The organism is Prevotella herbatica (assembly GCF_017347605.1).
Taxonomy (GTDB): Bacteria; Bacteroidota; Bacteroidia; order Bacteroidales; family Bacteroidaceae; genus Prevotella; species Prevotella herbatica.
In genome coordinates, this window is the sequence record NZ_AP024484.1 from 2326339 (window position 1) to 2351267 (window position 24929).

A 24929-nucleotide genomic window follows, 5' to 3' on the forward strand; every position below is an offset into this window, starting at 1 on the left:
AAAATCTTCTAGGTATTTGATATTTTGAAAAATGTACATAGGTTTTGCAAAAAGATAAGCGTCTAAATGTCTATTTATTGGTAATCAGTAAGTTAGATAGCTTTTAGTTGAAAACATCGTGTCTGCATAATGTCAAATATGATTTCCTTTTCCATATAGAAACGTAAACGTTTGATCGTAGAAACGCAAACTTCGTATCGTAGAAACGTTAACGTTTGATCATAAGAATGCAGACGTTTGTTCGTGAAAACGATTTTCTATCCGCAGTAAGTCGTAAAATCAATAAAATCACACTATTAGAGCTGAGTATATTCATTGTATAATCGAGATTAAGTCTAAGTTTATATGATAAAACCGCATTTATTGCATCACTAAAAACGGCATTGTAACGTCACTTGATTATTGTAGATTTACAACTTAGTATGCTGATAATCAATGCTTAGTCACTACGACGCTATATTTTTCTAAAATCATATGTGCGCGCATGTGCGCATACATTATATAAAGTGCCTCATATTTTTATTTTGTATGATTTGCACTACCTTTAAATAAAGTAGGCTACGTCACGACAATAAAAATAAAATTAGCATTTTATTTTGTATTGTGTGTGATTTGCACTACCTTTGCAAAGCGAATATATCACCTACAAAAATATAAAAAAGTATGATTCTTTTTTTTAGAACTCAATCTAAGAGTGTTATTGCTACTGAATTCGATCATCAGCCAGACAAGAACGAAATCAGTGAACTTTGCTGGCTTTACGGCGATGCAAAGTTGGAAGAAACCCAAAAATTGGAAGGCTTCTTTGTTGGACCGCGCCGTGAAATGATTACCCCTTGGAGTACAAATGCCGTTGAGATTACCCAGAATATGAGTCTTAGCGGCATTTTGCGTATAGAGGAATACTTCCCTGTTGATTCAGAGGGAGCTGAACATGACCCTATGCTGCAACGTATGTATAATGGTCTTGATCAGGAAATATTCACAGTTAACCACAACCCAGAACCAATCAAGTATGTTGACGACCTCGAAAAATATAACAACGAGGAAGGTCTTGCATTAAATGATGATGAGATTGCCTATCTCCACACACTTGAGAAGGAAAACGGACGACCACTAACCGATTCTGAAATCTTTGGTTTTGCACAGATAAACTCTGAGCATTGTCGTCACAAGATCTTCGGCGGACAGTTTATCATTGACGGGAAAGAAATGGAATCTTCGCTTTTCAGTATGATAAAGAAAACCACTAAAGAAAACCCTAATAAGATTTTGTCTGCATACAAGGATAATGTAGCTTTTGCTCAGGGTCCTGTAATAGAGCAGTTTGCTCCTTCAGATCAAAGTACTAGTGACTATTTTCAAGTAAAAGATATAGAGAGTGTTATTTCTCTAAAAGCTGAAACTCATAATTTCCCAACTACTGTTGAACCTTTTAATGGTGCTGCCACTGGAACTGGTGGTGAAATCCGCGACCGTATGGGTGGAGGTGTCGGTTCATGGCCTATCGCTGGAACTGCATGCTACATGACTGCATACCCACGTTTGAAAGATGAAAATGGAAAAACAGATGTTGAGCGTGACTGGGAAGATATACTTCCTGTACGCAACTGGTTGTATCAAAGCCCTGAACAGATTTTGATTAAGGCTTCTAATGGTGCCAGTGACTTCGGTAACAAGTTTGGTCAGCCACTTATTTGTGGTTCTGTACTTACTTTTGAACATCAGGAAAATAATGAAAAATATGCCTACGACAAGGTCATTATGCTTGCCGGTGGTGTAGGATATGGCAAAAAACGCGATTGCCTAAAGAAAGAACCTGCAAAGGGAAACAAAGTTGTCGTCGTTGGTGGTGATAACTATCGCATTGGTCTTGGTGGAGGTTCTGTATCTTCTGTTGATACAGGTAAATATAGCAACGGAATAGAACTAAATGCTATTCAGCGTGCAAATCCAGAGATGCAGAAACGTGCTTATAATCTCGTTCGTGCATTGGTTGAAGAGGATGAAAATCCTGTTGTTAGTATTCACGACCATGGTAGTGCAGGTCACTTAAACTGTCTTTCTGAACTTGTTGAAGAATGTGGCGGTGAAATAGATATGACTAAATTGCCTATCGGTGACAAGACTCTTAGCGCTAAAGAAATTATCGCGAATGAAAGTCAGGAGCGCATGGGACTTCTTATTGATGAGAAGTATCTTGACCATGTTCAGAAGATTGCTGAACGTGAACGTGCTCCGATGTATGTTGTCGGTGAGACAACGGGTGACGCTCATTTCAGTTTCAAACAGGGTGATGGTGTAAAGCCTTTTGACCTTGATGTAGCTCAGATGTTCGGTCACACACCTAAAACCATTATGGTTGATGAGACTGTTGAACGTAGATATGACGATGTCACTTATTCACAAGATAATATAAACGAATACCTTAACCGTGTTCTCCAGCTTGAAGCTGTAGCTTGTAAGGACTGGTTGACTAATAAGGTAGACCGTTCTGTAACTGGTAAGATTGCACGTCAGCAGGGACAAGGAAAAATCCAACTTCCATTGTCTGACTGTGGTGTTGTAGCTCTTGATTTCCGTGGAGAAAAAGGCATATCTTCTTCTCTTGGTCATGCACCACAAGCAGGTCTTGCTGATCCAAAGGCTGGAAGTGTACTCTCTGTAGCTGAGGCTCTTACTAATATAGTATGGGCGCCTCTTGCAGAAGGACTTGATAGTCTTAGTCTAAGTGCTAACTGGATGTGGCCATGCCGTTCTCAGAAGGGTGAGGATGCACGACTCTATGAAGGAGTAAGGGCATTGAGTGATTTCTGCTGTGACATTAATGTAAACGTACCTACAGGTAAAGATTCTCTATCTTTAAGTCAACAATATCCTAATGGTGAGAAGATTATCGCTCCTGGAACTGTTATTGTAAGTGCAGGCGGTGAAGTCAGTGATGTGAAGAAAACAGTAAGCCCAGTACTTGTAAATGATAAGGATTCAAGTCTTTATCATATAGATTTCAGTTTTGATGAACAGCATCTAGGCGGTAGTGCATTTGCACAGAGTTTGGGCAAGGTCGGAAGTGATGTTCCAACAGTGAAGAATCCTGAATATTTTGTAGATTGTTTCAATGCTATTCAGGAACTTGTAAAGCGCGGTTGGATAATGGCAGGTCATGATATCAGTGCCGGTGGTTTGATAAGTACTCTTCTTGAAATGACTTTCGCAAATGAGAATGGTGGTATCAATGTTAATCTTCATGACATCGCAAGCGATGATATCGTTAAGACTTTATTTGCAGAGAATCCTGGTGTTGTCATTCAGGTCAGCGATGCACATAAGGAAGAATTGAAGAAATTCCTTGATGACGAAGGTATCGGATATGCTAAGATTGGTTATCCTACTCCTAATAGTCGTAAGATTATTGTTAAGAACGGAGATAAAGAGAATGAGTTCGATATAGATTCTCTTCGTGATACTTGGTACAAGACATCTTATCTTCTTGATCGTGATCAGAGTATGAACGGTATGGCAAAGAAGCGTTATACAAACTATAAGAAGCAACCTATTGAAATTTGCTACAATAAGGATTTCAAGGGTACACTTGCAAGTTATGGTATTGATATTAATCGCAGAAAGTCAACAGGAGTTAAGGCCGCAATTATACGTGAGAAGGGTACTAATGGTGAGCGCGAAATGGCTTATACAATGTATCTTGCTGGTTTTGATGTAAAGGATGTAATGATGACTGATCTTATCAGTGGTCGTGAGACTCTGGAAGATGTCAACTTTATCGTATTCTGTGGTGGTTTCTCTAACAGTGATGTTCTTGGCAGTGCCAAAGGATGGGCTGGAGCTTTCCTTTATAATCCTAAGGCAAAAGAAGCTCTTGATAAGTTCTATGCCCGCGAGGATACTTTGAGTCTTGGTATTTGCAACGGCTGTCAGTTGATGGTGGAATTGAATTTAATCAATCCAGAGCATGAACACAGAAGTCACCTATGCCATAACAACTCTAAGAAGTTTGAGAGTGCATTCTTAGGATTGAGTATCCCTCAAAATAAGAGTGTTCTTCTAGGAAGCCTTAGTAATAATAAACTAGGTATATGGGTAGCTCACGGAGAGGGTCGCTTCTATCTTCCAGAACCAGAAGACCATTATAATGTAGTAGCAAAATACAATTATGCTGAATATCCAGGTAATCCAAACGGCTCTGATTATAATGTAGCTGGTATCTGCTCTGACGATGGTCGTCATCTTGCTATGATGCCACACCCTGAGCGTGCTATCTTCCCTTGGCAGAATGCTTATTATCCACTTGACCGTAAAAATGATGAGGTCACTCCTTGGATTGAGGCATTTGTCAATGCAAGAAAGTGGATAGAGGAAAAAATATAAATATGTATTGGACATTATTCAAGACATTTATTAAGATTGGCTTAGTCACCTTTGGTGGTGGCTATGCCATGATTCCAATGATAGAAGCTGATGTTGTTGACAAATATAAATGGGTAGACAAGGACGAATTTGTTAATCTTGTCGCAATAGCTCAAAGCTGTCCAGGTGTATTCGCCATCAACATCAGTATCTTTATTGGATACAAACTGAAAAAAATATCTGGAGCAGTCTGCACTGCTATCGCTGCGGCATTACCGTCTTTTTTCATTATACTCCTAATAGCGATGTTTTTTCATCAGTTTCAAGACAACAAAATTGTGGCTTCCATATTTGCTGGCATACGTCCTGCAGTTGTTGCTCTTATTGCCGTTCCAACATTTAATCTTGCTAAAAGTGCGAACATCAATATTTATAATTGTTGGATACCTACAATAGGTGCTATTGCTATCTGGTTACTTGGTGTTAATCCAATTTGGGTGATTGTAGCTGCTGGTTTTGGTGGATTTCTCTATGGTAAGTATATAAGACCTACTGAATAAACATTATTATATTGAAATCAATATTATGATATTCATACAACTTTTTATAGCATTTTTTGAGATTGGCTTGTTTGGCTTTGGTGGTGGTTATGCCATGATTTCTCTTATACAGAGTATGGTCGTGACACGCTATCATTGGCTCACTGTAAGTGAATTTACTAATGTCATAGCCATTAGTCAGATGACTCCAGGACCTGTTGGCATAAATTCGGCTACGTATTGTGGATATACTGCTATACGCAATGCTGGATTTTCAGAATCTATAGGAATACTTGGCTCACTTACCGCTACAGCCGCAATCATTCTGCCTTCATTAGTATTGATGATTGTGATAAGTAAGATGTTTATGAAATATATGGATTTACCTATAATACAGGATGTGTTTTCTGGTTTAAGACCTGCTGTTGTTGGTCTTCTTGCTGCGGCTACTCTTCTACTTATGACTCCTGAAAATTTCTCTACTCCTTCTGATCCTTGGACATTCTGGATTAGTGTTGGATTGTTTGCCACAACGTTTATAGGAACAAAACTAGTAAAAATTAATCCTTTGAGCATGATATGCTGTGCTGCTTTCGCTGGATTGCTACTGCTATATTAATATAGGCTACGATTGCCGATAGTCTGCCATAGAAAAACAACAAGACTATTTGTATATTTTAAAGAGGTTTTTATGCTTTTTTCATAGAATATTATGGGGAACCAAGGTGTTTAAACGTAATATAACTATTAAATGTACATATAATTATAAATCTAATAAAACATGGGACAAAATCAAAAAGGGTCAAAAGTATACCTTGTTTCTATTGTAATGGTTGCCGTACTAGGAGGGTTACTCTTTGGCTACGACACTGCAGTTATTTCTGGAGCCGAAAAAGGATTACAAGCATTCTTTCGTGGAGCAACGGATTTTGAGTACACCGACTTTATGCATGGCTTAACTTCGTCGAGCGCATTAATTGGATGTATTATCGGTAGTTCGCTGTCGGGGCTTTTTGCGATGAGGCTTGGAAGAAAGAATTCTCTCGTGTTTGCGGGTATATGCTTTTTTATATCAGCATGGGGATCTATGTATCCAGAATCATGGATACTAACGAATGGTAAACCAACTCTGAATTTACTTGTCGTTTTTAATCTGTATCGTGTCCTTGGTGGTATAGGTGTTGGTATGGCTTCTGCAATTTGTCCAATGTATATTGGTGAAGTTGCTCCGAGTAACATAAGAGGTATGCTAGTAAGTTGGAATCAGTTTGCTATTATCTTCGGTCAACTTGTTGTTTATTTCGTAAATTTCATAATTCTTGGAGGTCACTCAAATCCTATATACAACGCAGCAGGAGCTATTGCGAATATGGCAGATGCACAGTGGACTATTACGACAGGTTGGAGATATATGTTTGGTTCAGAATGTATACCAGCTGCATTGTTTACAATTTTTATTTGCTTCGTTCCGGAAACACCTCGCTATCTTGTAATGATAAAACAGGATAAAAAGGCTCTTGACGTGCTCACGCGCATAAATGGGACAGAAAAAGCGATAGAAATTTTAAGTGATATTAAGAATACAATCTCAGTAAAGAAAGAGAAACTTTTCTCTTACGGATTTATGTGTATCTTTATTGGTATTATGCTTAGTGTTTTCCAACAGGCCGTTGGTATTAATGCTGTTTTGTATTACGCACCTCGTATATTCCAGGATATGGGTATGGAAAATCCTATGGTTCAGACAGTAATAATGGGAATAGTGAATATATCATTTACTCTTGTTGCTGTGTTTACTGTTGAGAAACTTGGAAGAAAACCACTTCTTATATGTGGATCTATTGGTATGGCTATCGGTGCTCTAGGTGTTGCGATAACTTTTGGCAATCCTTCACTCAACATTTTGACAATGCTTAGCATTATGGTTTATAGTGCATCATTCATGTTCAGTTGGGGACCTATTTGCTGGGTACTCATCGCTGAAATATTCCCTAACACCATACGTGGTACAGCTGTAGCTATTGCAGTGGCATTCCAATGGATATTCAATTTTATTGTCAGTTCAACTTTCGTTCCGATGTTCAATATGCATTTGTCTCATGGAGACAACTTCGGACATTGGTTCACTTATGGCATTTACGGTTTGATTTGTGTAATCGCCGCAGTCTTTGTTTGGAAGCTTGTTCCTGAAACGAAAGGTAAGACATTGGAAGATATGACTAAACTTTGGAAAAAATAACATAAACTTACGATTTAAAAGAAATAAATCCCGAGAATAATTTCTTGGGATTTTTTCTTGTGTGAACCTTCCAATATGCTGACAAAAAAGCGTAACTTTGCAGCATGCAATATTTGGGTGAGTTAATATCTTTGGGGGTAGCCTTCTCGTGGACGATAACGGCAATTCTTAGTGAGTATGCAAGTAAACGCTTGGGAAGTATCACTCTCAACATGTTGAGAATGGTTTTTGCTCTTGCTTTTTCAGTTGTTATGTTTCTTGTTGTATTTGGCAGGCCGTTGCCGGCTGAAGGATCTACTGAGGCTTATTGCTGGATGGCTTTGTCTGGCTTTGTTGGTTTTGTGATGTGTGACTATTGTTTGATGAAATGCTACACCATTATTGGCTCGCGTTTTGGACAGTTGTTTATGACATTAGCTCCGCTTTCGGCAGCTATCACAGCATGGATATTGCTTGGACAGAAGTTACAAATAATGAGTATATTGGCTATGTTTGTTACTTTGGCTGGAATATCAATATCCATACTAGGACGTGGCGACAATCATCTGCTTTCTTTGAAGTTGCCGTTAAACGGAGTATTTTATGCGGCTGTTGCAGCTGTGTGTCAAGGTATTGGATTAGTAATAAGTAAAGTCGGACTTGATAGTTATCAGGCAAGTATGCCGCATGATGTGGCGATAAGCACTCCGTGGATGTTGCCATTCTGTGCAAATTTCTTCAGATGTCTTGCCGGTTTGGGCGGATTTACTGTATTGATGATATTCAATAAAAGTTTTGGAAAGTTTCGTAATAGTTTTCGTGATGGCAAAATAATGGTTGCAGTTATAGCGACAACAATATTTGGTCCTTTCGTTGGTGTGGCATTTTCTCTTATGGCGGTGCAATATACTGCGGCTGGAATAGCAAGTACACTGATGGCACTTACTCCGATTATTATATTGCTACCGTCGCGATATATGTTTCATCAGCATATTACTTGGAAAGAAATAATGGGTGCTTGTATCTCTGTAGTAGGAGTTGCAATGTTTTTTCTTGGATAAGTTATTGATAATAACGAAAAATAATTATCTTTGTGGCGATCACGAGAATAAATTATAGAATATGAATATACTTGAAACGATAAAAGGTTGGTTTTCGTTTATGCGCAAATCAAAGGATGTAGCACTTGTCCTTGGTGGAGGGGGAGCTCGTGGAATTGCGCACATAGGAGGAATAGAAGTTTTGGAGGAACGAGGATATAATATAACATCTGTTGCAGGAACATCGATGGGAGCACTTGTCGGAGGTATGTATGCCTGTGGCAAACTGAAAGAATTGAAAGATATTATATTAGGAATAGACAAGAAGCAGATGCTTTCTATTATGGATATCTCGTTGGGACTTGATCATGTGGCAAGTGGCAAGCGACTTATGGAAATCATAAATTCAATTGTTGGTAATACAAAAATAGAAGATCTAAATATAAAGTTTTGTTGTTGCGCCTCTGATGTGGTAAGCGGTGAAGAAAAGGTTTTTAGAAATGGATTTTTGAAAACGGCTATCCGTGCTTCTGTTTCTGTACCATGTTTCTTCAAGCCAATGTGCGATGGTGATAATCATATTTATGTTGATGGAAGTGTACATAATATATTACCATTAAACAGGGTAGATAGGAAATCGGGTGATAAACTTATCGCCATTAATGTGAATGGTCCTGATAATACGCCTTTTGATGCTTATGTGAAAAAGAAAAAAGATAATAATAAAGCAATGCGTGTATTGCGTTCAATGTTATTTTTTTTAAAACCAGACCTGTCTGGAAATTATATGAATATGGCGGTAAGAGTTGTTCACATGTCAATACAGGCAAATTGCAAGTTAGCAATACAATTAAATCCACCTGATATTTTGGTGGAACTACCGATGGATAAATTCGGACTTTTTGACTTCTCACAAGCAAAGGAAATATATCAATATGGACGTGACGAGATGACTCGTAAACTTGATGAATATGAAAATAAATAATTTTATAATGAGAAAATTACTAATAGCCTTTCTTTTTACTGTCATCAGCATCAATAATGCTAATGCTCAGGATAAAAATACTTTTTGGTTGGGAGCAGACATAAGTGGAACAACCCAGTTGGAAAGTAGTGGAGAAAAACTTTATAACACTAAGGGCGAGATTAGGGAAAATACAGCTCTGATGAAAGAATTGGGATTGAATGCTGTTAGACTCCGTGTATGGGTGAATCCTCGTGGTGGATGGTCTGGAGCAGAAGATGTTTTGGAAATGGCAAAACGTGCCAAATACTATGATATGGCTATTATGATAGATTTTCATTATAGTGATTGGTGGGCAGATCCAGGCAAACAGCACATTCCTGCAGCATGGCAATATATGAGTTATGATGAAATGAAAAATGCTTTAGCTGAACATACAGAAGATGTTTTGTCACTTCTGAAAAAAAATGGTATTGACGTGAAATGGGTTCAAGTTGGAAATGAAACTACAAACGGTTTCCTTTGGCCTATGGGACGTGCAAGTGATAATATGGAAAAATATGCTGGCTTTACAGAAGCTGGTTATCAGTCAGTAAAAAAGGTGTATCCAAATGCTCAAGTCATAATACATCTTGATGGAGGATGTGACCAAAAACGATATGATTTTATCTTTGATGGATTGAAAAAATATGGTACACATTATGATATGATAGGGCTAAGTGTTTATCCTTATTGGGATGTAATGGCTAAATTGGAGAGTGATTGGAAAGGTACTGTTCGAGATTGTACAGCCAATATAAAACATCTGTATGAAAAATATGGAAAGGAAACCATGATTGTCGAGACTGGTGCAGAAGCAAAACATCCAAAAGAAGGGTATATCATTATGAAAGCTCTTATAAATGCAGCTAAAAATGATTGCGGAGGACATTGCCATGGAGTGTTCTATTGGGCACCTGAACTTGAGGGACAATATCCGCTAGGAGCATTTGACAATCATCGTCCAACAGAGATAATGAAGGCTTTTGCAAAATGATAAATCGTTGATATTATGACGTTATAACTTATCAGTGGGTGAAAATAATAAATAAAAAAGAATTTTATTTTGTTATTTCATTTGTTTGCGGTAATTTTGCAATTAAAATATAAATATCATACGATGACATATTCTATTGAAAAAGTAACCACACTGATAGGTGCGCGTCGTTTTGGCGAGAGTGATGCTAATATAGGATTTATCCTTACAGACAGTCGCTCTCTTTGTTTCCCAGAGGAAACGTTATTCTTTGCCCTTAAATCTGAGCGAAATGATGGTCATAACTATATACAAGAACTTTACAGACGTGGAGTTAAAAACTTTGTTGTCGCAGATGTTCCAGCAAATTATGATACATTATATAAGGATGCGAATTTTCTGAAAGTCATTAATGTTCTTGAGGCATTGCAGCGCCTAGCTGAGAGACATCGTGACGAATTTAATATTCCTATTGTCGGCATTACTGGGAGCAATGGAAAAACAATGGTTAAGGAATGGCTTAACCAACTACTTGGTGATGATCTGTTTGTTACTCGCAGTCCCCGTAGTTATAATTCGCAGATAGGTGTGCCTTTGAGTGTTTGGCTTATGAATGAACATACTCAGGTAGGTGTGTTTGAAGCTGGCATTAGCAAACCTGGCGAGATGTTGGCTTTGCGTGATATCATACAGCCAACTATTGCTGTTTTGACTAATTTAGGTGAGGCTCATCAAGAGAACTTTTCAACGAAAGATGAAAAATGCAATGAAAAGCTAGTGCTATTCCATGATGCTCAGACCGTTGTGTATAATGAAGATGATGATATTGTAAGTAAAGCTGTTTCTGAACTTGATGACTTTAAGGGTGAAAAACTGTGCTGGTCGCTGAAGGATAAGCATGCACCAATGTATGTTAAAAAAATAGATAAGCAAGAAAATACCACAACAGTTACATATATATATAATGGTGAAGAAAATAGTTATTCTCTGCCTTTTATAGATGATGCTTCTATTACCAATTCTATTATCTGTGCTGCTGTAGCATTGAAAATAGGCTTAGTTGCTGATAGGCTTGATAAAGGTATGCAGAAGCTTGAGCCTATAGCTATGCGTTTGGAAGTTAAAGAGGGGCAACATGGATGCACTCTCATTAATGACAGTTATAATTCAGATATTAATTCTTTAGACATCGCTCTCGATTTCATGAATCGCCGTCCTGATCATGAGGGACGTATACATACATTGATATTGAGTGATATTTACCAAAGTGGCATGGCCGCTAAGGAATTATATAGTGAGGTGAGTGAATTGTGCAATAAACGTGGAGTAGTTAAGTTTATTGGAATTGGTCCTGAACTTTCTGCTAATGCTGATGTTGTCACTGTTGGTGAAAAGAACTTTTTCCCAACCGTTGATGAATTTGTTGCAAGCGAGGTGTTCAAGTCTTTGCATGACGAAGTTATTCTTGTAAAGGGTGCACGTCAGTTTGGATTCGACCAGATAACAGAGCTTCTTGTACAGAAGGTACATGAGACAACTTTGGAGGTTAATTTAAATGCAGTAGTGAATAACTTGAACTGGTATCGTTCTTTTATGAAGCCAGAGACAAAGTTGGTTTGCATGATAAAGGCAGATGCTTATGGTGCTGGTAGTGTAGAGATTGCGAAGACTCTTCAAGATCATCGTGTTGATTATTTGGCAGTTGCAGTTGCGGATGAAGGAGTTACTCTTCGTAAGAATGGTATCACTAGCAACATAATGATAATGAATCCGGAGATGACTGCTTTTAAAACCATATTTGATTATGATCTCGAACCAGAAGTTTATTCTTTCCGTTTACTTGATGCTCTTGTAAAAGCAGCTGAAAAAGAAGGTATAACTGGATTCCCTGTACATATTAAACTTGATACAGGTATGCATCGCCTGGGCTTCAATCCTGATACGGATATGGAAGAACTTATTAAAAGGCTCAAACATCAGAATGCGATAATACCACGTTCTGTGTTTAGTCACTTCGTTGGTTCTGACTGTGATGACTTTGATAAATTCAGTGCTCAGCAATTTGAACTGTTTGAGAGAGGAAGCCGTAAACTTCAAAGTGCTTTCGATCATAAAATACTTCGCCATATTGATAACAGCGCTGGTATAGAGCACTTCCCTGAAAGGCAGATGGATATGTGTCGACTTGGATTGGGACTTTACGGTATAAATTCACGTAACAACGAAATAATAAATAATGTAAGCACATTGAAGACTACAATTCTTCAGTTGCGTAATGTTCCTGCAGGTGAAAGTGTAGGATACAGCCGTAAAACAATTCTGGATAAAGATAGTATTATAGCTGCTATCCCAATAGGATATGCTGATGGACTGGACAGGCATCTGAGTAATCGTAATGGATATTGTCTTGTTAATGGTAAAAAGGCTGATTACGTTGGAAATATATGTATGGATGTGGCAATGATTGATGTCACAGGAATAGACTGCAAGGAAGGTGATAGTGTCGAAATTTTCGGTGACAATTTGCCAGTAACTGTATTGAGTGATATTATCGGAACTATTCCTTACGAAGTGCTTACAGGTATAAGTAATCGTGTAAAGAGAGTCTATTTTCAAGATTGATAAATAATAGTTATAATATGATAAACTGCGAATCTATAATGAGATCCGCAGTTTTTTTGACACAAATAATATTAAAACGTAAACGTTTAAGTATATCTATTTGATAATTTGTATCGTTATGTGAAAAGTTTTTGTTAACTTTGCGAGCAATGGGTGAAAAATGCGCCCATGATTTTAAAACCTATAGAAAGCGAAACTACAAATTATTAATCGAAAATTTAAATGGAACAGATTTTCAGCTATATCATTAGCTTTGGTGCCAGTGTGATGATGCCTATTCTTTTTACCATCATCGGCTTGTGTATTGGAATGAACTTTGGAAAGGCTTTGAAGTCCGGACTCTTTGTTGGCGTCGGCTTTGTTGGCTTGGGAGTTGTTACGGCTTTGCTCACAACTAATTTTAATACTCCTTTGAGTTCAATATCAGATTTCTATCATCTACAACTTAAGGTGTTTGATATGGGATGGCCTGCCGCTGCCGCTGTAGCTTATAACACAGCTGTTGGTGCATTGATAATACCTATATGCTTAGGTGTTAATTTTTTAATGCTCGTCACAAAGACTACACGTACAGTTAATATTGATTTGTGGAATTATTGGCATTTTGCATTTATAGGTGCTGTCGCTTATTTTGTTATGGGTGAGAGCTTACTTTGGGGATATTTTGCAGCTATCGTTTGCTATATTATAACTCTTGTATGCGCTGATATTACAGCAGAAAAATTCCAGAAATATTATGATTTGGAAGGTATTTCTATTCCTCAGCCTTTCTGCCAAAGTTTTATGCCTTTTGCTATTATAATTAATAAGGTGCTTGATAAGATACCTGGCTTCAGTAAGCTTGATGTTGATGCAGAAGGATTAAAGAAAAAATTTGGTGAACTAGGAGATCCTTTGGTTCTTGGTGTTATCGTTGGAGGATTGATTGCTCTTTTCGGTGAAGCTGGACATATTGCAGACTTTAGTGGTTATGTTAAGGAATTGCAACAGGCAGATGCCACTACAACGTCAACAGATGCAGCTATGACAATAGTAAAGAATATCTTGTCACTTGGTGTTATTATGGGAGCCGTTATGGAACTTATACCACGTATCACTAAATTGTTTATAGATGGTTTGATGCCAATTTCAGAAAAGACAAAGGAACTTGTAAACAAAAAGTTTAATGGTAAAAAAATATATATAGGTATGAGTCCTGCTTTGGTTATCGGACATCCTACAACATTGGTTGTTTCCTTGTTCCTTATACCAACAATCTTAGTCTTAGCTGTATTCCTTCCAGGTAATCAGTTCCTTCCATTGGCATCTTTAGCAGGAATGTTTTATTTATTTCCTATGGTATTGCCTTATACTAAAGGTAATGTTGCTAAAACTTTTGTTATTGGTTTAGTGGCTTTAATATTTGGTTTGTATTTTGTTACAGATATGGCTCCTGCGTTTACAAAGGCTGCAGCATCTGTTTTCGCTGAGACAGGTGATAAAGCTGCTCAGATTCCTGATGGTTTTTCAGGCGGTGCTCTAGACTTTGCTTCAAGTTTGTTCGGCTGGATAATATATAAATGTACCAGTTCTTTACGATATGTTGGTATGGGGCTGTTGACCGCTGTAACATTAGTACTGATGCTTATTAATCGCAGACGCATTGTGAAGAGTGAAAGTAAAAAATAAATATAATATGAAAAAGATATTTTTAACAATGGCTTTATGCCTAACAGCTACATTTGGAATGGCACAGACAAATTATGAAGTAAGATGGGCTAGTAACCCTGAAGATGCTAAGCATTATGATACACAGCGTCTTCGTAAGGAATTTGCAATAGAAAAAGTTTTTGCTCCAGGGGAAGTTAACTGGGTGTATAGTATGTATGACCGTTTTCTTATCGGAGGTGCAGAACCTGTTAATGCTCCGATAAAACTTGAGGCTATTGCTCCTTTGAAAGTAGATCATATTCTTCATCAGCGTGAGCTTGGTATTATTAATATCGGTGGTGATGGAATTGTTACTGTTGATAATAAAAAATATGAACTGAAATTTAAGGAAGCTCTTTACATTGGTCGTGGTGATTACGAAATCACTCTTGAATCAAAGGATGCTGCAAAACCTGCAAAGTTCTATATGAATTCGGCTACTGCTCATCAGGCTTATCCGATAAAGAAAGTTAGTATGAAGGATGCTAAGGTTATCAATGCCGGTAGAGCAGAGGATAGTAACCTTCGCACTATTAATCAACTTATTATTGATGGTGTTGCAGGTGTTCATACATGTCAGTTGCAAATGGGACTTACTGAATTGAAACCAGGGAGCGTTTGGAATACAATGCCAGCACACACTCATTTGAGAAGAATGGAGACATATTTGTATTTTCAAGTTCCTGAAGGTCAGAAAATATGCCATATAATGGGTGAACCACAAGAAACTCGTCCTATTTGGTTGAACAATGAGCAAGCTGTTATCTCTCCACAATGGAGTATTCATTGCGCAGCAGGTACTAGCAATTATATCTTTATATGGGGCATGGCAGGAGAAAATCTTGACTATGGTGATATGCAGATAGTTAAAATACCAGATTTAAAATAAAAACAGACAACATCTTTCATACCTAATAACAACGAAAATGAGCAACTTAAATTCTGGTTCAGATGGTAATGCTATGACAAAATACCGCTGGACCATAGCAGGTCTACTGCTGTTTTCTACTACCGTAAATTACATGGATCGTAATGTGATAGGCTATCTTAAAGACTATTTCTGCGATCCTAATGGATTCGGTTGGACATCTACTGATTATTCAATACTAACTTCTGTTTTCACCGCTTTTTATGCAGGTTTTACATTGATAGTTGGTTTTATAATTGATAAAATTGGTACACGACTAGGACTTGCAGCTTCTTTGATTTTATGGTCAATAGCAGGCTTCTTCAGTGCTGCTGCTGGTAAAAGTCTTGGTGCTCAGTTGGCAGCACGAGGACTATTTGGAGCAGGTGAGTCTGGTAACTTCCCAGCATCCATTAAGACTGTAGCGGAATGGTTCCCTAAAAAGGAACGTGCACTTGCTACTGGTATCTTTAATTCTGGTTCAAATGTAGGTGCAATGATTTGTGCTCTTGCTATTCCGCCAATTCTTGCTGCATGGAATCCTTCTATTAACGGTCATCATCTTTTTATGGGACTGTTTCATGGTTGGCAGATGGCTTTCATTATAACTAGTCTTATTGGATTTATCTGGTTGATATTCTGGTTCAAGCTATATGCTTCACCTGCTGATATGCTGAAAAAAGGTAAGATTAATCAGGCTGAATTTGATTATATCAATAGTGATGAGGAATTTGTTAAGCCTGTAGTAGAATCAGAACATAATACTCCTGCAAAAAAAATACCATGGTATAAAATGTTATGCTATCGCCAGACTTGGTCTTTTGTTCTTGGTAAGTTCATGACTGATGGTATATGGTGGTTCTTGCTCTTCTGGTTGCCTACTTATATTAAACAGCAGTTCTGTTCTGATATGACCCCTGATGATACAAAATATACTGTGATGATTTCAACATTCGTTGTATTTGGTATTGCTATTATCGGTTCTGTTTATGGTGGTGCTCTTCCAATGTCATTTATTAACAGGGGATGGAAGACATATAAAGCGCGTATGACCTCATTGTTAATTATAGCTTTCTTCCCATTACTTCTTATCTTCACTCAGACTGTTGCTAAGTTTAACGGAATGAACGGACTTATCGCTGCTGTCGCTGTTATAAGTATTGCAGGAGCTGCTCATCAGGCTTTCTCTGCAAATTTATTTACTACAGTTTCTGATATGTTTCCAAAGAAGGCAGTTGGTTCTGTCACAGGTATCGGTGCTGCTGCTGGAGGATTAGGTGGCGTTTTTGTTCAGATAACGGCTGGACGCCTAGAAGATTACTACCGCGTAGCTAATAATGGTGATGTATCTACTGCTTACGCAATCATGTTTGGTGTTTGTGCTTTTGCATATCTTATTGCATGGTTATTGATGAAGGTACTTGTTCCTAAGTATAAACCAATTGCTGCATAATGTAATCATGAAATTATAATTTCATGAATTTCTAAATATAAAGTGCCCCCCGAAAGTTATATAACTTTCGGGGGGCATATTGTAATGTTACTACCTATTTAATGTTTGTATTGAATAAAGCGAAAAGCTAATTTATTAAATGAAACCTTGTTTCTTTAATGCATCAATCATTCCCTTACTCATTATCTCATTGTCTTTTTTCGTATATCTTATGTCTGTGAAAACTTGTGCAAGTGTTTCTTTCTTGTTTATTTCAACGAACTGAATATTCTCTTTAAGATTTTCTTTCTCGGTATAATAATCATTTATTTTCTCAGGCGTGTAGTCTTCATAATGCTCGTTGTGTATTATAGCGCTTAACGGAAGTCGATCTGATATGTTCGGTTCCTCATTAGGCCATCCTAATGTTATCGTTGCAATAGGAAAAACAAGCTTGGGTAATTTTAGGGTGTCTATGATCATTTGTGGCATATAGATAGTTGTGCCAAGATAACATGTGCCAAGCCCTTCACCTTCAGCAAGATTACAGAATGACTGAGTGTATAGTAACGCATCTGTTGAAGCATTCATGAATGATAGAAAATTATCATATCCAGGTTTTGCTTTTCTGTTCTCAGCCCACGTGCTGGTACGTCGAAAGTCTGCACATATAGTGAGAACAACTGGTGCTTCAGTCACCATCGGTTGATTGAAATGAGTAGGTGCGAGAGCTTCTTTACCATCTTTACTACGTGTAACAATCACGCTATATAATTGTAAATTCCCCATCGTAGGTGTATGCTCAGCTTCTTCAAGTAACTTATTAAGTAGTTCTTCGCTGACAATCTTATCTGAGTATTTTCTTATAGTTTTTCGATTTCTTATTGACATCATAATATTATAAGTTTTATTTTTAACTTCGCAAAGTTACTAAAAATAATTTGCAAGTTACTGATTTTGTGAAACTTTTGATTTTTACTTCAAGCAAAAGTTTTCTAAAAGGAAAATTTATTTGAAAAAATAACAGGGGAATCGTTTCATTATATCAAAATATTATCCTATATTTGCAATTACAATTTACTGTATTTACAAATAATGGAAAACAATAAGACCTTCTCTTTCGAGGATGCGTTTAAGGCAGCCTTAAAGTACTTTGGTGGTGATGAACTTGCTGCAAGAGTATGGGTGAACAAGTATGCGATGAAGGATAGCTTTGGTGCAATCTATGAGCAAAGTCCTGTGGATATGCATTGGCGTATATCTAATGAAATCGCCCGTATAGAAAATAAGTATAAGAATCCGATGTCTGCTCAGGAGGTTTTTGAACTTCTTGATCATTTCAGGTATATCGTTCCTGCCGGTAGTCCAATGACTGGCATTGGAAATAATCATCAGGTGGCAAGTCTAAGCAACTGTTTTGTTATCGGTCTTGATGGTGATGCAGATAGTTATGGTGCTATAATGCGAGTAGATGAGGAACAAGTCCAGTTGATGAAGCGTCGCGGTGGAGTAGGACATGATCTTAGTCATATTCGCCCGAAGGGTAGCCCTGTAAACAATTCAGCTCTAACATCTACCGGTCTCGTTCCATTCATGGAAAGATACAGTAATTCTACTCGTGAGGTTGCTCAAGATGGTCGTCGTGGAGCTCTTATGCTGTCAGTAAGTATTAAGCATCCTGATAGTGAGGCTTTTATTGATGCCAAAATGGAAGAAGGGAAAGTTACAGGAGCAAATGTGTCTGTAAAACTTGATGATGAATTCATGAAGGCAGCTGTTAGTGACAAGCCTTATATGCAGCAATGGCCTATTAATGCAGAAACACCTAAATTCAAAAAAGAAATATCAGCCCGTAAGTTGTGGGAAAAAATAGTTCACAATGCATGGAAAAGTGCTGAACCTGGTGTGCTGTTTTGGGATACCATATTGAAGGAGAGTATTCCTGATTGTTATGCCGATTTAGGTTTCCGTACAGTAAGTACAAACCCATGTGGTGAAATTCCTTTGTGCCCTTATGATTCATGTAGATTGCTCAGTATCAATCTTTATAGTTATGTTGATCATCCATTCACAAAGAATGCTAAGTTTAATTTCGATAAATTCAAGAAACATGTGCAGTTTGCGCAGAGATTAATGGATGATATTGTTGATCTTGAGATGGAGAAGATTGACCTTATAATGAAAAAAATAGCTGATGATCCTCAAAGTGATGAAGTTAAAGGCTCTGAATATAATTTGTGGAAGAAAATACAGCGTAAGAGCGGTATGGGAAGACGTACTGGCGTTGGTATCACTGCAGAAGGTGATATGCTTGCTGCAATGGGACTACGTTATGGTACACAGGAAGCGACTGACTTCTCTGTCATTGTTCATAAGACGTTAGCTATTAATGCTTATCGTTCTTCTGTTGATATGGCAAAAGAACGTGGAGCTTTTGAGGTTTATGATGCAAAGCGTGAGGAGAAAAATCCTTTCGTTAATCGTATAAAGGATGCTGATCCTGAATTATACTCAGATATGGTGAAGTTTGGTCGTAGAAATATAGCCTGTCTTACAATTGCTCCTACTGGTACAACTTCTTTGATGACTCAGACAACAAGTGGCATAGAACCAGTGTTTATGCCTGTATATAAGCGTCGTCGTAAAGTTAATCCTAATGATACTGATGTTCATGTAGACTTTGTTGACGAAGTTGGAGATAGTTTTGAAGAATACATTGTTTATCATCGTAAGTTCATTGAATGGATGAAGGTCAATGGCTATGACACAGAAAAGAAATATTCTCAGGAAGAAATAGATGATCTTGTTGCAAAATCTCCATATTATAAGGCTACTGCGAATGATGTAGACTGGCTTATGAAAGTCAAGATGCAGGGTGCTATACAGAAGTGGGTTGACCACAGTATATCTGTTACAGTAAATCTACCTAATGATGTTGATGAGAATTTAGTTAACAGGTTATATGTTGAGGCTTGGAAGAGTGGTTGCAAGGGCTGTACTATATATCGTGATGGCAGCCGTGCTGGTGTAATGATTTCTGTATCTAAGAAGGATAAGAAAGAAAGCGGACATGCTGAAGGTGCAGACGTTCAGGAAGATCAACCTAAGGGACATCCTTGCGAACAACCAGAAGTTACTGAAGTTCGTCCTAAAGAATTGGAGTGTGATGTAGTTAGATTCCAAAACAATAAAGAAAAATGGGTTGCATTCGTTGGACTACTCAAAGGTTATCCTTATGAAATATTTACTGGTCTTCAGGATGATGAAGAAGGTATTATTTTGCCAAAGAATATAATTAAGGGAAAGATTATCAAGTCTACAAATGAGGATGGTTCTCATCGTTATGATTTCCAGTTTGAAAATAAACGTGGATATAAGACCACTGTAGAAGGATTGAGTGAGAAGTTCAACCCTGAATACTGGAACTATGCAAAACTTATTTCAGGTGTGCTAAGATATCGTATGCCTATTGATCATGTACTCAAGCTCGTTGCTTCTCTCCAGTTAAAAGATGAGAGTATCAACACTTGGAAAAATGGTGTAGAGCGCGCATTGAAAAAATACATAGTTGATGGTACAAAGGCTAATGGTCAGAAATGCCCTGTCTGTGGACATGAGACGCTGGTATATCAGGAAGGTTGCCTGATTTGTACTAATTGCGGTGCAAGTAGATGTGGATGATATATGATAATTAAAGAAAGTTACATAACACTTACTGACCTGCGGTTTCATGCCTTTCATGGCGTGATGCCGCAGGAACGGTTAACGGGAAATGATTATAGCGTGAGCCTAAGGATTGGTTATCCAGTCTTTGACGCTTGCTTGTCAGATGAAGTTGATGATACGTTGAATTATGCTTCTGTATATGATATAGTCTCTCAGGAAATGAATGTGCCAAGTCAACTTCTTGAACGTGTGGCATATCGCATTGCTGATAGGTTGTTCAGAAAGTTTAATCTGATAACTGTATTAGATGTAAAACTTAACAAGCTTAATCCTCCTTTTGGTGCAGACTGCTATGGAGCTGGGATTGAACTTCATTTAATAAATGATAAAACCGAACTGTAAAGTTAGGTTTTCTAATTATTTTTTATTATTTTTGCCAAGAATATACTGGTATATGAGTAAAAAGAAGGTATTCTTACTGATAACAATGTTGTTGTTTACTGTTACACTATTAGCAGCAAACCATAAGTTTACACTTGTAATAGATGCTGGGCATGGTGGTCGTGATCAAGGTGCCCCTGGTCTTTATTCAAAAGAGAAAGACCTTACATTAAAATACGCTTTGGCGTTTGGTGATTATGTAGAACGTAATTGCCCTGACGTAAAAGTTATATATACACGTAAGACAGATGTGTTTCTTGAACTTGTTGAGCGTGCTAGAATTGCGAATAAGAATAATGCCGACTTGTTTATGTCGTTTCATATTAATGCCGTTGATGGTTCTAGGACCGCTCACGGATTTCAGAGTTACACATTAGGACGAGGTGAGCATACTGGAGATAAAGGAATAATGCAGAACCTTGAAGTTGCTAAACGTGAGAACTCTGTAATTTTTCTAGAGAAGGATTATAAAACAGTATATAAAGGCTTTGACACAAATTCTGCCGAAACTGACATAATGTATGAATTCATTGTTGATCATAATCGTGCTAGAAGTGTAGAATTTTCACGTATGTTACAACAGTGCGTATGTGCTTCTACAGGACGTCAAAATGGAGGCTCACATCAAAATAATCTTGCTGTGCTGAGACTAACCTCTATGCCTAGTTGCCTATTGGAATTAGGATTTATATCATCTCCTGACGAAGAGGCGTTCATGAATTCAGATGAGGCTGTACCTATGTATGTGAGAGGAATATTCAATGCGTTTATGAAATATAAACAGAAATATGATATTGATATATCTGTTCCGTATAAGGCTCCTGATACTGATGATAATCCTACAGTAGATTTGCCTCAGGTGGTTCCTCCTTCTTATAAAAATAGTAGTGAGGATAAACCAAAGATTGAAACTAAGCGTGTTCGTAGGGTAAAGCGTGCCCCTGTTGCAGTTAAGAAAGAAGACAGCAATGACTCTGATAAACCAGTATTTAAAATTCAGATTCTTGTCAGTAAGGGACAACTGAAAAACGATGACAGTCAATTTAATGGGCTAACAGACATTAGCTCATATACAGAAAACGGCATGATTAAGTTTACTTATGGAGCGTCGTCAAACTATAATGAAATATATCGTTTACGTAAGCAGATATTAGATAAATTCCCAGGTGCTTTCATCATAGCATTTAAAAATGATGTGAAGATGGACGTAAATGCCGCCATAAAAGAATTTAAGGCAAATAGATAATTGATTAAGATAAAATATGAAATTTACAAAGGAAATAAAGATTGCACTTGTTGCCATACTTGGTATTCTTGTGCTGTTTTTTGGACTCAACTTTCTCAAAGGTATGACCATTTTTTCAAATGATAATACTTACTTTGTATCGTTTAAGGATATTAGCGGCTTGTCTTCTTCTAATCCAATTTATGCTGACGGATATAAGGTCGGAGTTGTAAAGCATATCAACTATGATTATGATAATAATGGCAATATTATTGTACAGATAGATTTGAATAAGGATTTGAGAATTCCTAAGGGGAGTTCGGCAGAGATCAATAGTGATTTAATGGGAAACGTAAAGATGAATCTACTGTTAGCGAATAATCCACGAGAGCGAGTTAATCCAGGTGATACAATTGTTGGTGGTATGAACAGTGGCCTTATGGGGAAAGTTGCTGCCTTAGTTCCAACTGTTGAAAAGATGTTGCCTAAGATGGATAGTATTCTAACTAGAGTTAATACTCTTTTGGGTGATCCTGCAATAGCACATTCATTGCACAATATTGAGGGTATAACAAATAATCTTAATACAACATCGCAGCAATTAAATATATTAGCTACAGGCTTGAACAAAAGTGTTCCTAGCTTGATGCATAAGACTGATGGTATTCTTACTAATACAAATAAGTTTACGTCAAATTTAGCATCTGTAGACGTTGCTGGAACTATGGCACAGGTTGATGAAACAATCGCAAACTTAAAGTCTTTCACTAATCAACTGAACAGCAAGGATGGTACTCTTGGACATTTAATGTATGATCCTGCTCTATATAACAATATGAATAGAACCATGATTAGCGCTGATTCTCTATTGATTAATGTTCGTCAACATCCAAAGAGATATGTTCATTTTTCTGTTTTTGGAAAGAAAGATAAATAAATATGAATTTGGCTTTAATTAAAATTAGTCTAAATAATAGATAGCAATGTTTCACGGCTTTCGGTAGATACCGGAAGCCGTGTAATATTTAATGTTTAGCTATGATTTCAACGATGTTTCACTATCAAAGTGTTCGATATGGTAAAAATAGCTGTAATGCTCATAAAATCAACACTTTGCAAATTTGCAACACAGTCACTTTAAGCTAGTTTAATGTTAAATGCGTAAATCGCACTAAATGAGTGATTTATAACGTACCTTCGTAAAATTATTAAATTGTGCGATTTGCTTTTATGATTTTCTTTTATTAAATTTGCACTCGCAATAATGCTATAAGTCGAAAGACATACAATTTATTATTTTTTATAGATGAAAGTAAATCCTAATAACTGTTGGGGTAAGGCTCTTGAGCTCGTTAAGCAAAACGTCACGCCTCAGCAGTTTGAAACATGGTTCAAGCCTTTAGTCCTTGAAAATTTCGACGAAAATACAAAGACTATATTGGTACAGGTACCCAGCCCGTTTGTGTATGAGTATCTGGAGGAGAACTTTTTGGGTTTGCTAAGAACGGTTCTTTGTCGTACTTTTTGTGAGGGAGCACAACTTGCATATAGGGTAGTTACAGATAAAGAAAATAAACTTACACAAGATATTGAGGCAGATCCTGCTGATGCGGAGCCTAAGAAATCATATAATCATGCGAACCAGCCACCTTCATCTCTTGATGTGGCTATGCCTCAGGAAATTGATTCTCAGCTTAATCCACATCTTACTTTTAAGAATTATGTTGAAGGCTCAAGTAATAAGTTGCCAAGAAGTGTGGGTATGTCGATAGCAGAGCATCCTTCTACTCCTCAGTTTAATCCAATGTTTATTTTTGGACCTTCTGGTTGTGGAAAGACTCACTTGATGAATGCTATTGGTGTTCACTGTAAACAGATGTATCCCGAGAAGCGTGTACTTTATATCAGTGCTAGACTGTTTCAGGTACAGTATACTAATGCTGTGCTACAGAATACAATTAATGATTTCATCAATTTCTATCAGACTATTGATATGCTTATTGTTGATGATATTCAGGAATGGGCTACTGCAACGAAAACACAAGATACATTCTTCCACATATTTAATCATCTGTTCAGAAATGGTAAGAGAATTATTCTTGCTAGTGACCGTCCTCCGGTTGAACTTAAAGGCATGAACGAACGACTTCTTACTCGTTTCTCTTGTGGACTGATTGCTGAATTGGAAAAACCGAATGTAGAACTTTGTGTAGAAATCTTGAATAGTAAAATACGCCGTGATGGATTGCATATTCCGGTTGATGTGATTAGTTTTATTGCATCAACAGCAAATGGAAGTGTTCGTGATCTTCAAGGTGTCATTAATTCTCTTCTTGCATATAGTGTTGTGTATAATTGTGATATTGACATGAAACTTGCAGAGAGAGTCATTAAGAGGGCTGTAAAGATTGATGACAAACCACTTACAGTTGATGATATACTGGATACAGTTTGCAATCATTTTAATGTGACTACTTCTGCTGTAAACGGTAAGAGCCGTAAGCGTGACCTTGTTGTTGCCAGACAGGTTTCTATGTATCTTGCACAGAAATATACAAAAATGCCTGCTTCTAGAATTGGTAAACTTGTTGGTAATAGAGATCATTCTACTGTTATTCATAGTTGTTCTCAGATAGAAAAACGACTTAAAGTTGATGTTGCTTTTAAGGATGAACTTAGTTCTATTGAAACGTCTTTTAGACTAAAGTAGTACTTGTATTTTAATTATATAAATGATATCTCCAGTCTTATTGACTGGAGATTTTTTATGTGTTAAACATTGTGATATTTGTATTTCGTATTGAAT

The 24929-nt window shown here is 37.3% G+C and carries 17 protein-coding genes; 16 read left to right on the forward strand and 1 reads right to left on the reverse strand.

Annotation, left to right across the window (positions count from 1 at the left end):
- Positions 1-663 precede the first annotated feature (663 nt).
- From purL to prwr041_RS08735, 11 genes are all read left to right on the forward strand, one after another.
- The gene (gene purL, locus prwr041_RS08685) at positions 664-4386 is read left to right on the forward strand and encodes a phosphoribosylformylglycinamidine synthase (RefSeq protein ID WP_207153420.1); all 3723 of its coding nucleotides are present in this window, start codon (positions 664-666) and stop codon (positions 4384-4386) included.
- Between the two features lie 2 nt (positions 4387-4388).
- Positions 4389-4925 carry a chromate transporter gene (locus prwr041_RS08690; RefSeq protein ID WP_207153421.1) on the forward strand — a complete coding sequence of 179 codons (537 nt, stop codon included), beginning with the start codon at positions 4389-4391 and terminating at the stop codon, positions 4923-4925.
- Positions 4926-4950: 25 nt separating this feature from the next.
- Complete coding sequence (locus tag prwr041_RS08695; RefSeq protein ID WP_207153422.1) at positions 4951-5523, forward strand: chromate transporter; 573 nt, start codon at positions 4951-4953, stop codon at positions 5521-5523.
- A gap of 162 nt (positions 5524-5685) precedes the next feature.
- Positions 5686-7143: a D-xylose transporter XylE gene (gene xylE, locus prwr041_RS08700; protein WP_207153423.1), complete on the forward strand. Its 1458-nt coding sequence runs from the start codon at positions 5686-5688 to the stop codon at positions 7141-7143.
- Positions 7144-7247: 104 nt separating this feature from the next.
- Positions 7248-8183 carry a DMT family transporter gene (locus prwr041_RS08705; RefSeq protein ID WP_207153424.1) on the forward strand — a complete coding sequence of 312 codons (936 nt, stop codon included), beginning with the start codon at positions 7248-7250 and terminating at the stop codon, positions 8181-8183.
- Between the two features lie 61 nt (positions 8184-8244).
- On the forward strand, positions 8245-9147 hold the full coding sequence (locus prwr041_RS08710) for a patatin-like phospholipase family protein (protein WP_207153425.1): 903 nt from the start codon (positions 8245-8247) through the stop codon (positions 9145-9147).
- Between the two features lie 7 nt (positions 9148-9154).
- A complete protein-coding gene (locus prwr041_RS08715) occupies positions 9155-10162 on the forward strand; it encodes a glycoside hydrolase family 53 protein (RefSeq protein ID WP_237072186.1) in 1008 nt (335 codons plus the stop codon).
- Between the two features lie 123 nt (positions 10163-10285).
- Positions 10286-12763, forward strand: coding sequence for a bifunctional UDP-N-acetylmuramoyl-tripeptide:D-alanyl-D-alanine ligase/alanine racemase (locus prwr041_RS08720; RefSeq protein ID WP_207153427.1), 2478 nt, complete (start codon positions 10286-10288; stop codon positions 12761-12763).
- A 222-nt stretch (positions 12764-12985) separates the two neighbouring features.
- Complete coding sequence (locus prwr041_RS08725; RefSeq protein WP_207153428.1) at positions 12986-14431, forward strand: PTS galactitol transporter subunit IIC; 1446 nt, start codon at positions 12986-12988, stop codon at positions 14429-14431.
- A 7-nt stretch (positions 14432-14438) separates the two neighbouring features.
- Positions 14439-15341, forward strand: coding sequence for a 5-dehydro-4-deoxy-D-glucuronate isomerase (kduI, locus tag prwr041_RS08730; RefSeq protein ID WP_207153429.1), 903 nt, complete (start codon positions 14439-14441; stop codon positions 15339-15341).
- A 37-nt stretch (positions 15342-15378) separates the two neighbouring features.
- Entirely contained in the window at positions 15379-16812 is a 1434-nt protein-coding gene (locus tag prwr041_RS08735; RefSeq protein ID WP_207153430.1) for an MFS transporter, read from the forward strand.
- Between the two features lie 135 nt (positions 16813-16947).
- On the opposite strand, the gene prwr041_RS08740 is transcribed toward prwr041_RS08735, so the two are convergent.
- The gene (locus prwr041_RS08740) at positions 16948-17685 is read right to left on the reverse strand and encodes a nitroreductase family protein (RefSeq protein WP_207153431.1); all 738 of its coding nucleotides are present in this window, start codon (positions 17683-17685) and stop codon (positions 16948-16950) included.
- Positions 17686-17886: 201 nt separating this feature from the next.
- Here prwr041_RS08740 and prwr041_RS08745 point away from each other — a divergent pair, with 201 nt between their 5' ends.
- From prwr041_RS08745 to dnaA, 5 genes are all read left to right on the forward strand, one after another.
- Positions 17887-20472, forward strand: coding sequence for an adenosylcobalamin-dependent ribonucleoside-diphosphate reductase (locus prwr041_RS08745; RefSeq protein ID WP_207153432.1), 2586 nt, complete (start codon positions 17887-17889; stop codon positions 20470-20472).
- A 3-nt stretch (positions 20473-20475) separates the two neighbouring features.
- Positions 20476-20859, forward strand: a complete 384-nt coding sequence (folB, locus tag prwr041_RS08750; protein WP_207153433.1) for a dihydroneopterin aldolase — start codon at positions 20476-20478, stop codon at positions 20857-20859.
- Between the two features lie 52 nt (positions 20860-20911).
- On the forward strand, positions 20912-22144 hold the full coding sequence (locus prwr041_RS08755; protein ID WP_207153434.1) for an N-acetylmuramoyl-L-alanine amidase family protein: 1233 nt from the start codon (positions 20912-20914) through the stop codon (positions 22142-22144).
- 16 nt (positions 22145-22160) lie between these two features.
- Positions 22161-23060 (forward strand): MlaD family protein, encoded by a 900-nt coding sequence (locus prwr041_RS08760; protein ID WP_207153435.1) that lies wholly within the window; start codon positions 22161-22163, stop codon positions 23058-23060.
- Between the two features lie 369 nt (positions 23061-23429).
- On the forward strand, positions 23430-24833 hold the full coding sequence (gene dnaA, locus prwr041_RS08765; protein ID WP_207153436.1) for a chromosomal replication initiator protein DnaA: 1404 nt from the start codon (positions 23430-23432) through the stop codon (positions 24831-24833).
- Positions 24834-24929: the final 96 nt, after the last annotated feature.

Excerpts from the sequence above, each read along its gene's own strand:
- purL (WP_207153420.1), top strand. The coding sequence starts at position 664 with ATGATTCTTTTTTTTAGAACTCAATCTAAGAGTGTTATTGCTACTGAA.
- prwr041_RS08690 (WP_207153421.1), top strand. The coding sequence starts at position 4,389 with ATGTATTGGACATTATTCAAGACATTTATTAAGATTGGCTTAGTCACC.
- prwr041_RS08695 (WP_207153422.1), top strand. The coding sequence starts at position 4,951 with ATGATATTCATACAACTTTTTATAGCATTTTTTGAGATTGGCTTGTTT.
- xylE (WP_207153423.1), top strand. The coding sequence starts at position 5,686 with ATGGGACAAAATCAAAAAGGGTCAAAAGTATACCTTGTTTCTATTGTA.
- prwr041_RS08705 (WP_207153424.1), top strand. The coding sequence starts at position 7,248 with ATGCAATATTTGGGTGAGTTAATATCTTTGGGGGTAGCCTTCTCGTGG.
- prwr041_RS08710 (WP_207153425.1), top strand. The coding sequence starts at position 8,245 with ATGAATATACTTGAAACGATAAAAGGTTGGTTTTCGTTTATGCGCAAA.
- prwr041_RS08715 (WP_237072186.1), top strand. The coding sequence starts at position 9,155 with ATGAGAAAATTACTAATAGCCTTTCTTTTTACTGTCATCAGCATCAAT.
- prwr041_RS08720 (WP_207153427.1), top strand. The coding sequence starts at position 10,286 with ATGACATATTCTATTGAAAAAGTAACCACACTGATAGGTGCGCGTCGT.
- prwr041_RS08725 (WP_207153428.1), top strand. The coding sequence starts at position 12,986 with ATGGAACAGATTTTCAGCTATATCATTAGCTTTGGTGCCAGTGTGATG.
- kduI (WP_207153429.1), top strand. The coding sequence starts at position 14,439 with ATGAAAAAGATATTTTTAACAATGGCTTTATGCCTAACAGCTACATTT.
- prwr041_RS08735 (WP_207153430.1), top strand. The coding sequence starts at position 15,379 with ATGAGCAACTTAAATTCTGGTTCAGATGGTAATGCTATGACAAAATAC.
- prwr041_RS08740 (WP_207153431.1), bottom strand. The coding sequence starts at position 17,685 with ATGATGTCAATAAGAAATCGAAAAACTATAAGAAAATACTCAGATAAG.
- prwr041_RS08745 (WP_207153432.1), top strand. The coding sequence starts at position 17,887 with ATGGAAAACAATAAGACCTTCTCTTTCGAGGATGCGTTTAAGGCAGCC.
- folB (WP_207153433.1), top strand. The coding sequence starts at position 20,476 with ATGATAATTAAAGAAAGTTACATAACACTTACTGACCTGCGGTTTCAT.
- prwr041_RS08755 (WP_207153434.1), top strand. The coding sequence starts at position 20,912 with ATGAGTAAAAAGAAGGTATTCTTACTGATAACAATGTTGTTGTTTACT.
- prwr041_RS08760 (WP_207153435.1), top strand. The coding sequence starts at position 22,161 with ATGAAATTTACAAAGGAAATAAAGATTGCACTTGTTGCCATACTTGGT.
- dnaA (WP_207153436.1), top strand. The coding sequence starts at position 23,430 with ATGAAAGTAAATCCTAATAACTGTTGGGGTAAGGCTCTTGAGCTCGTT.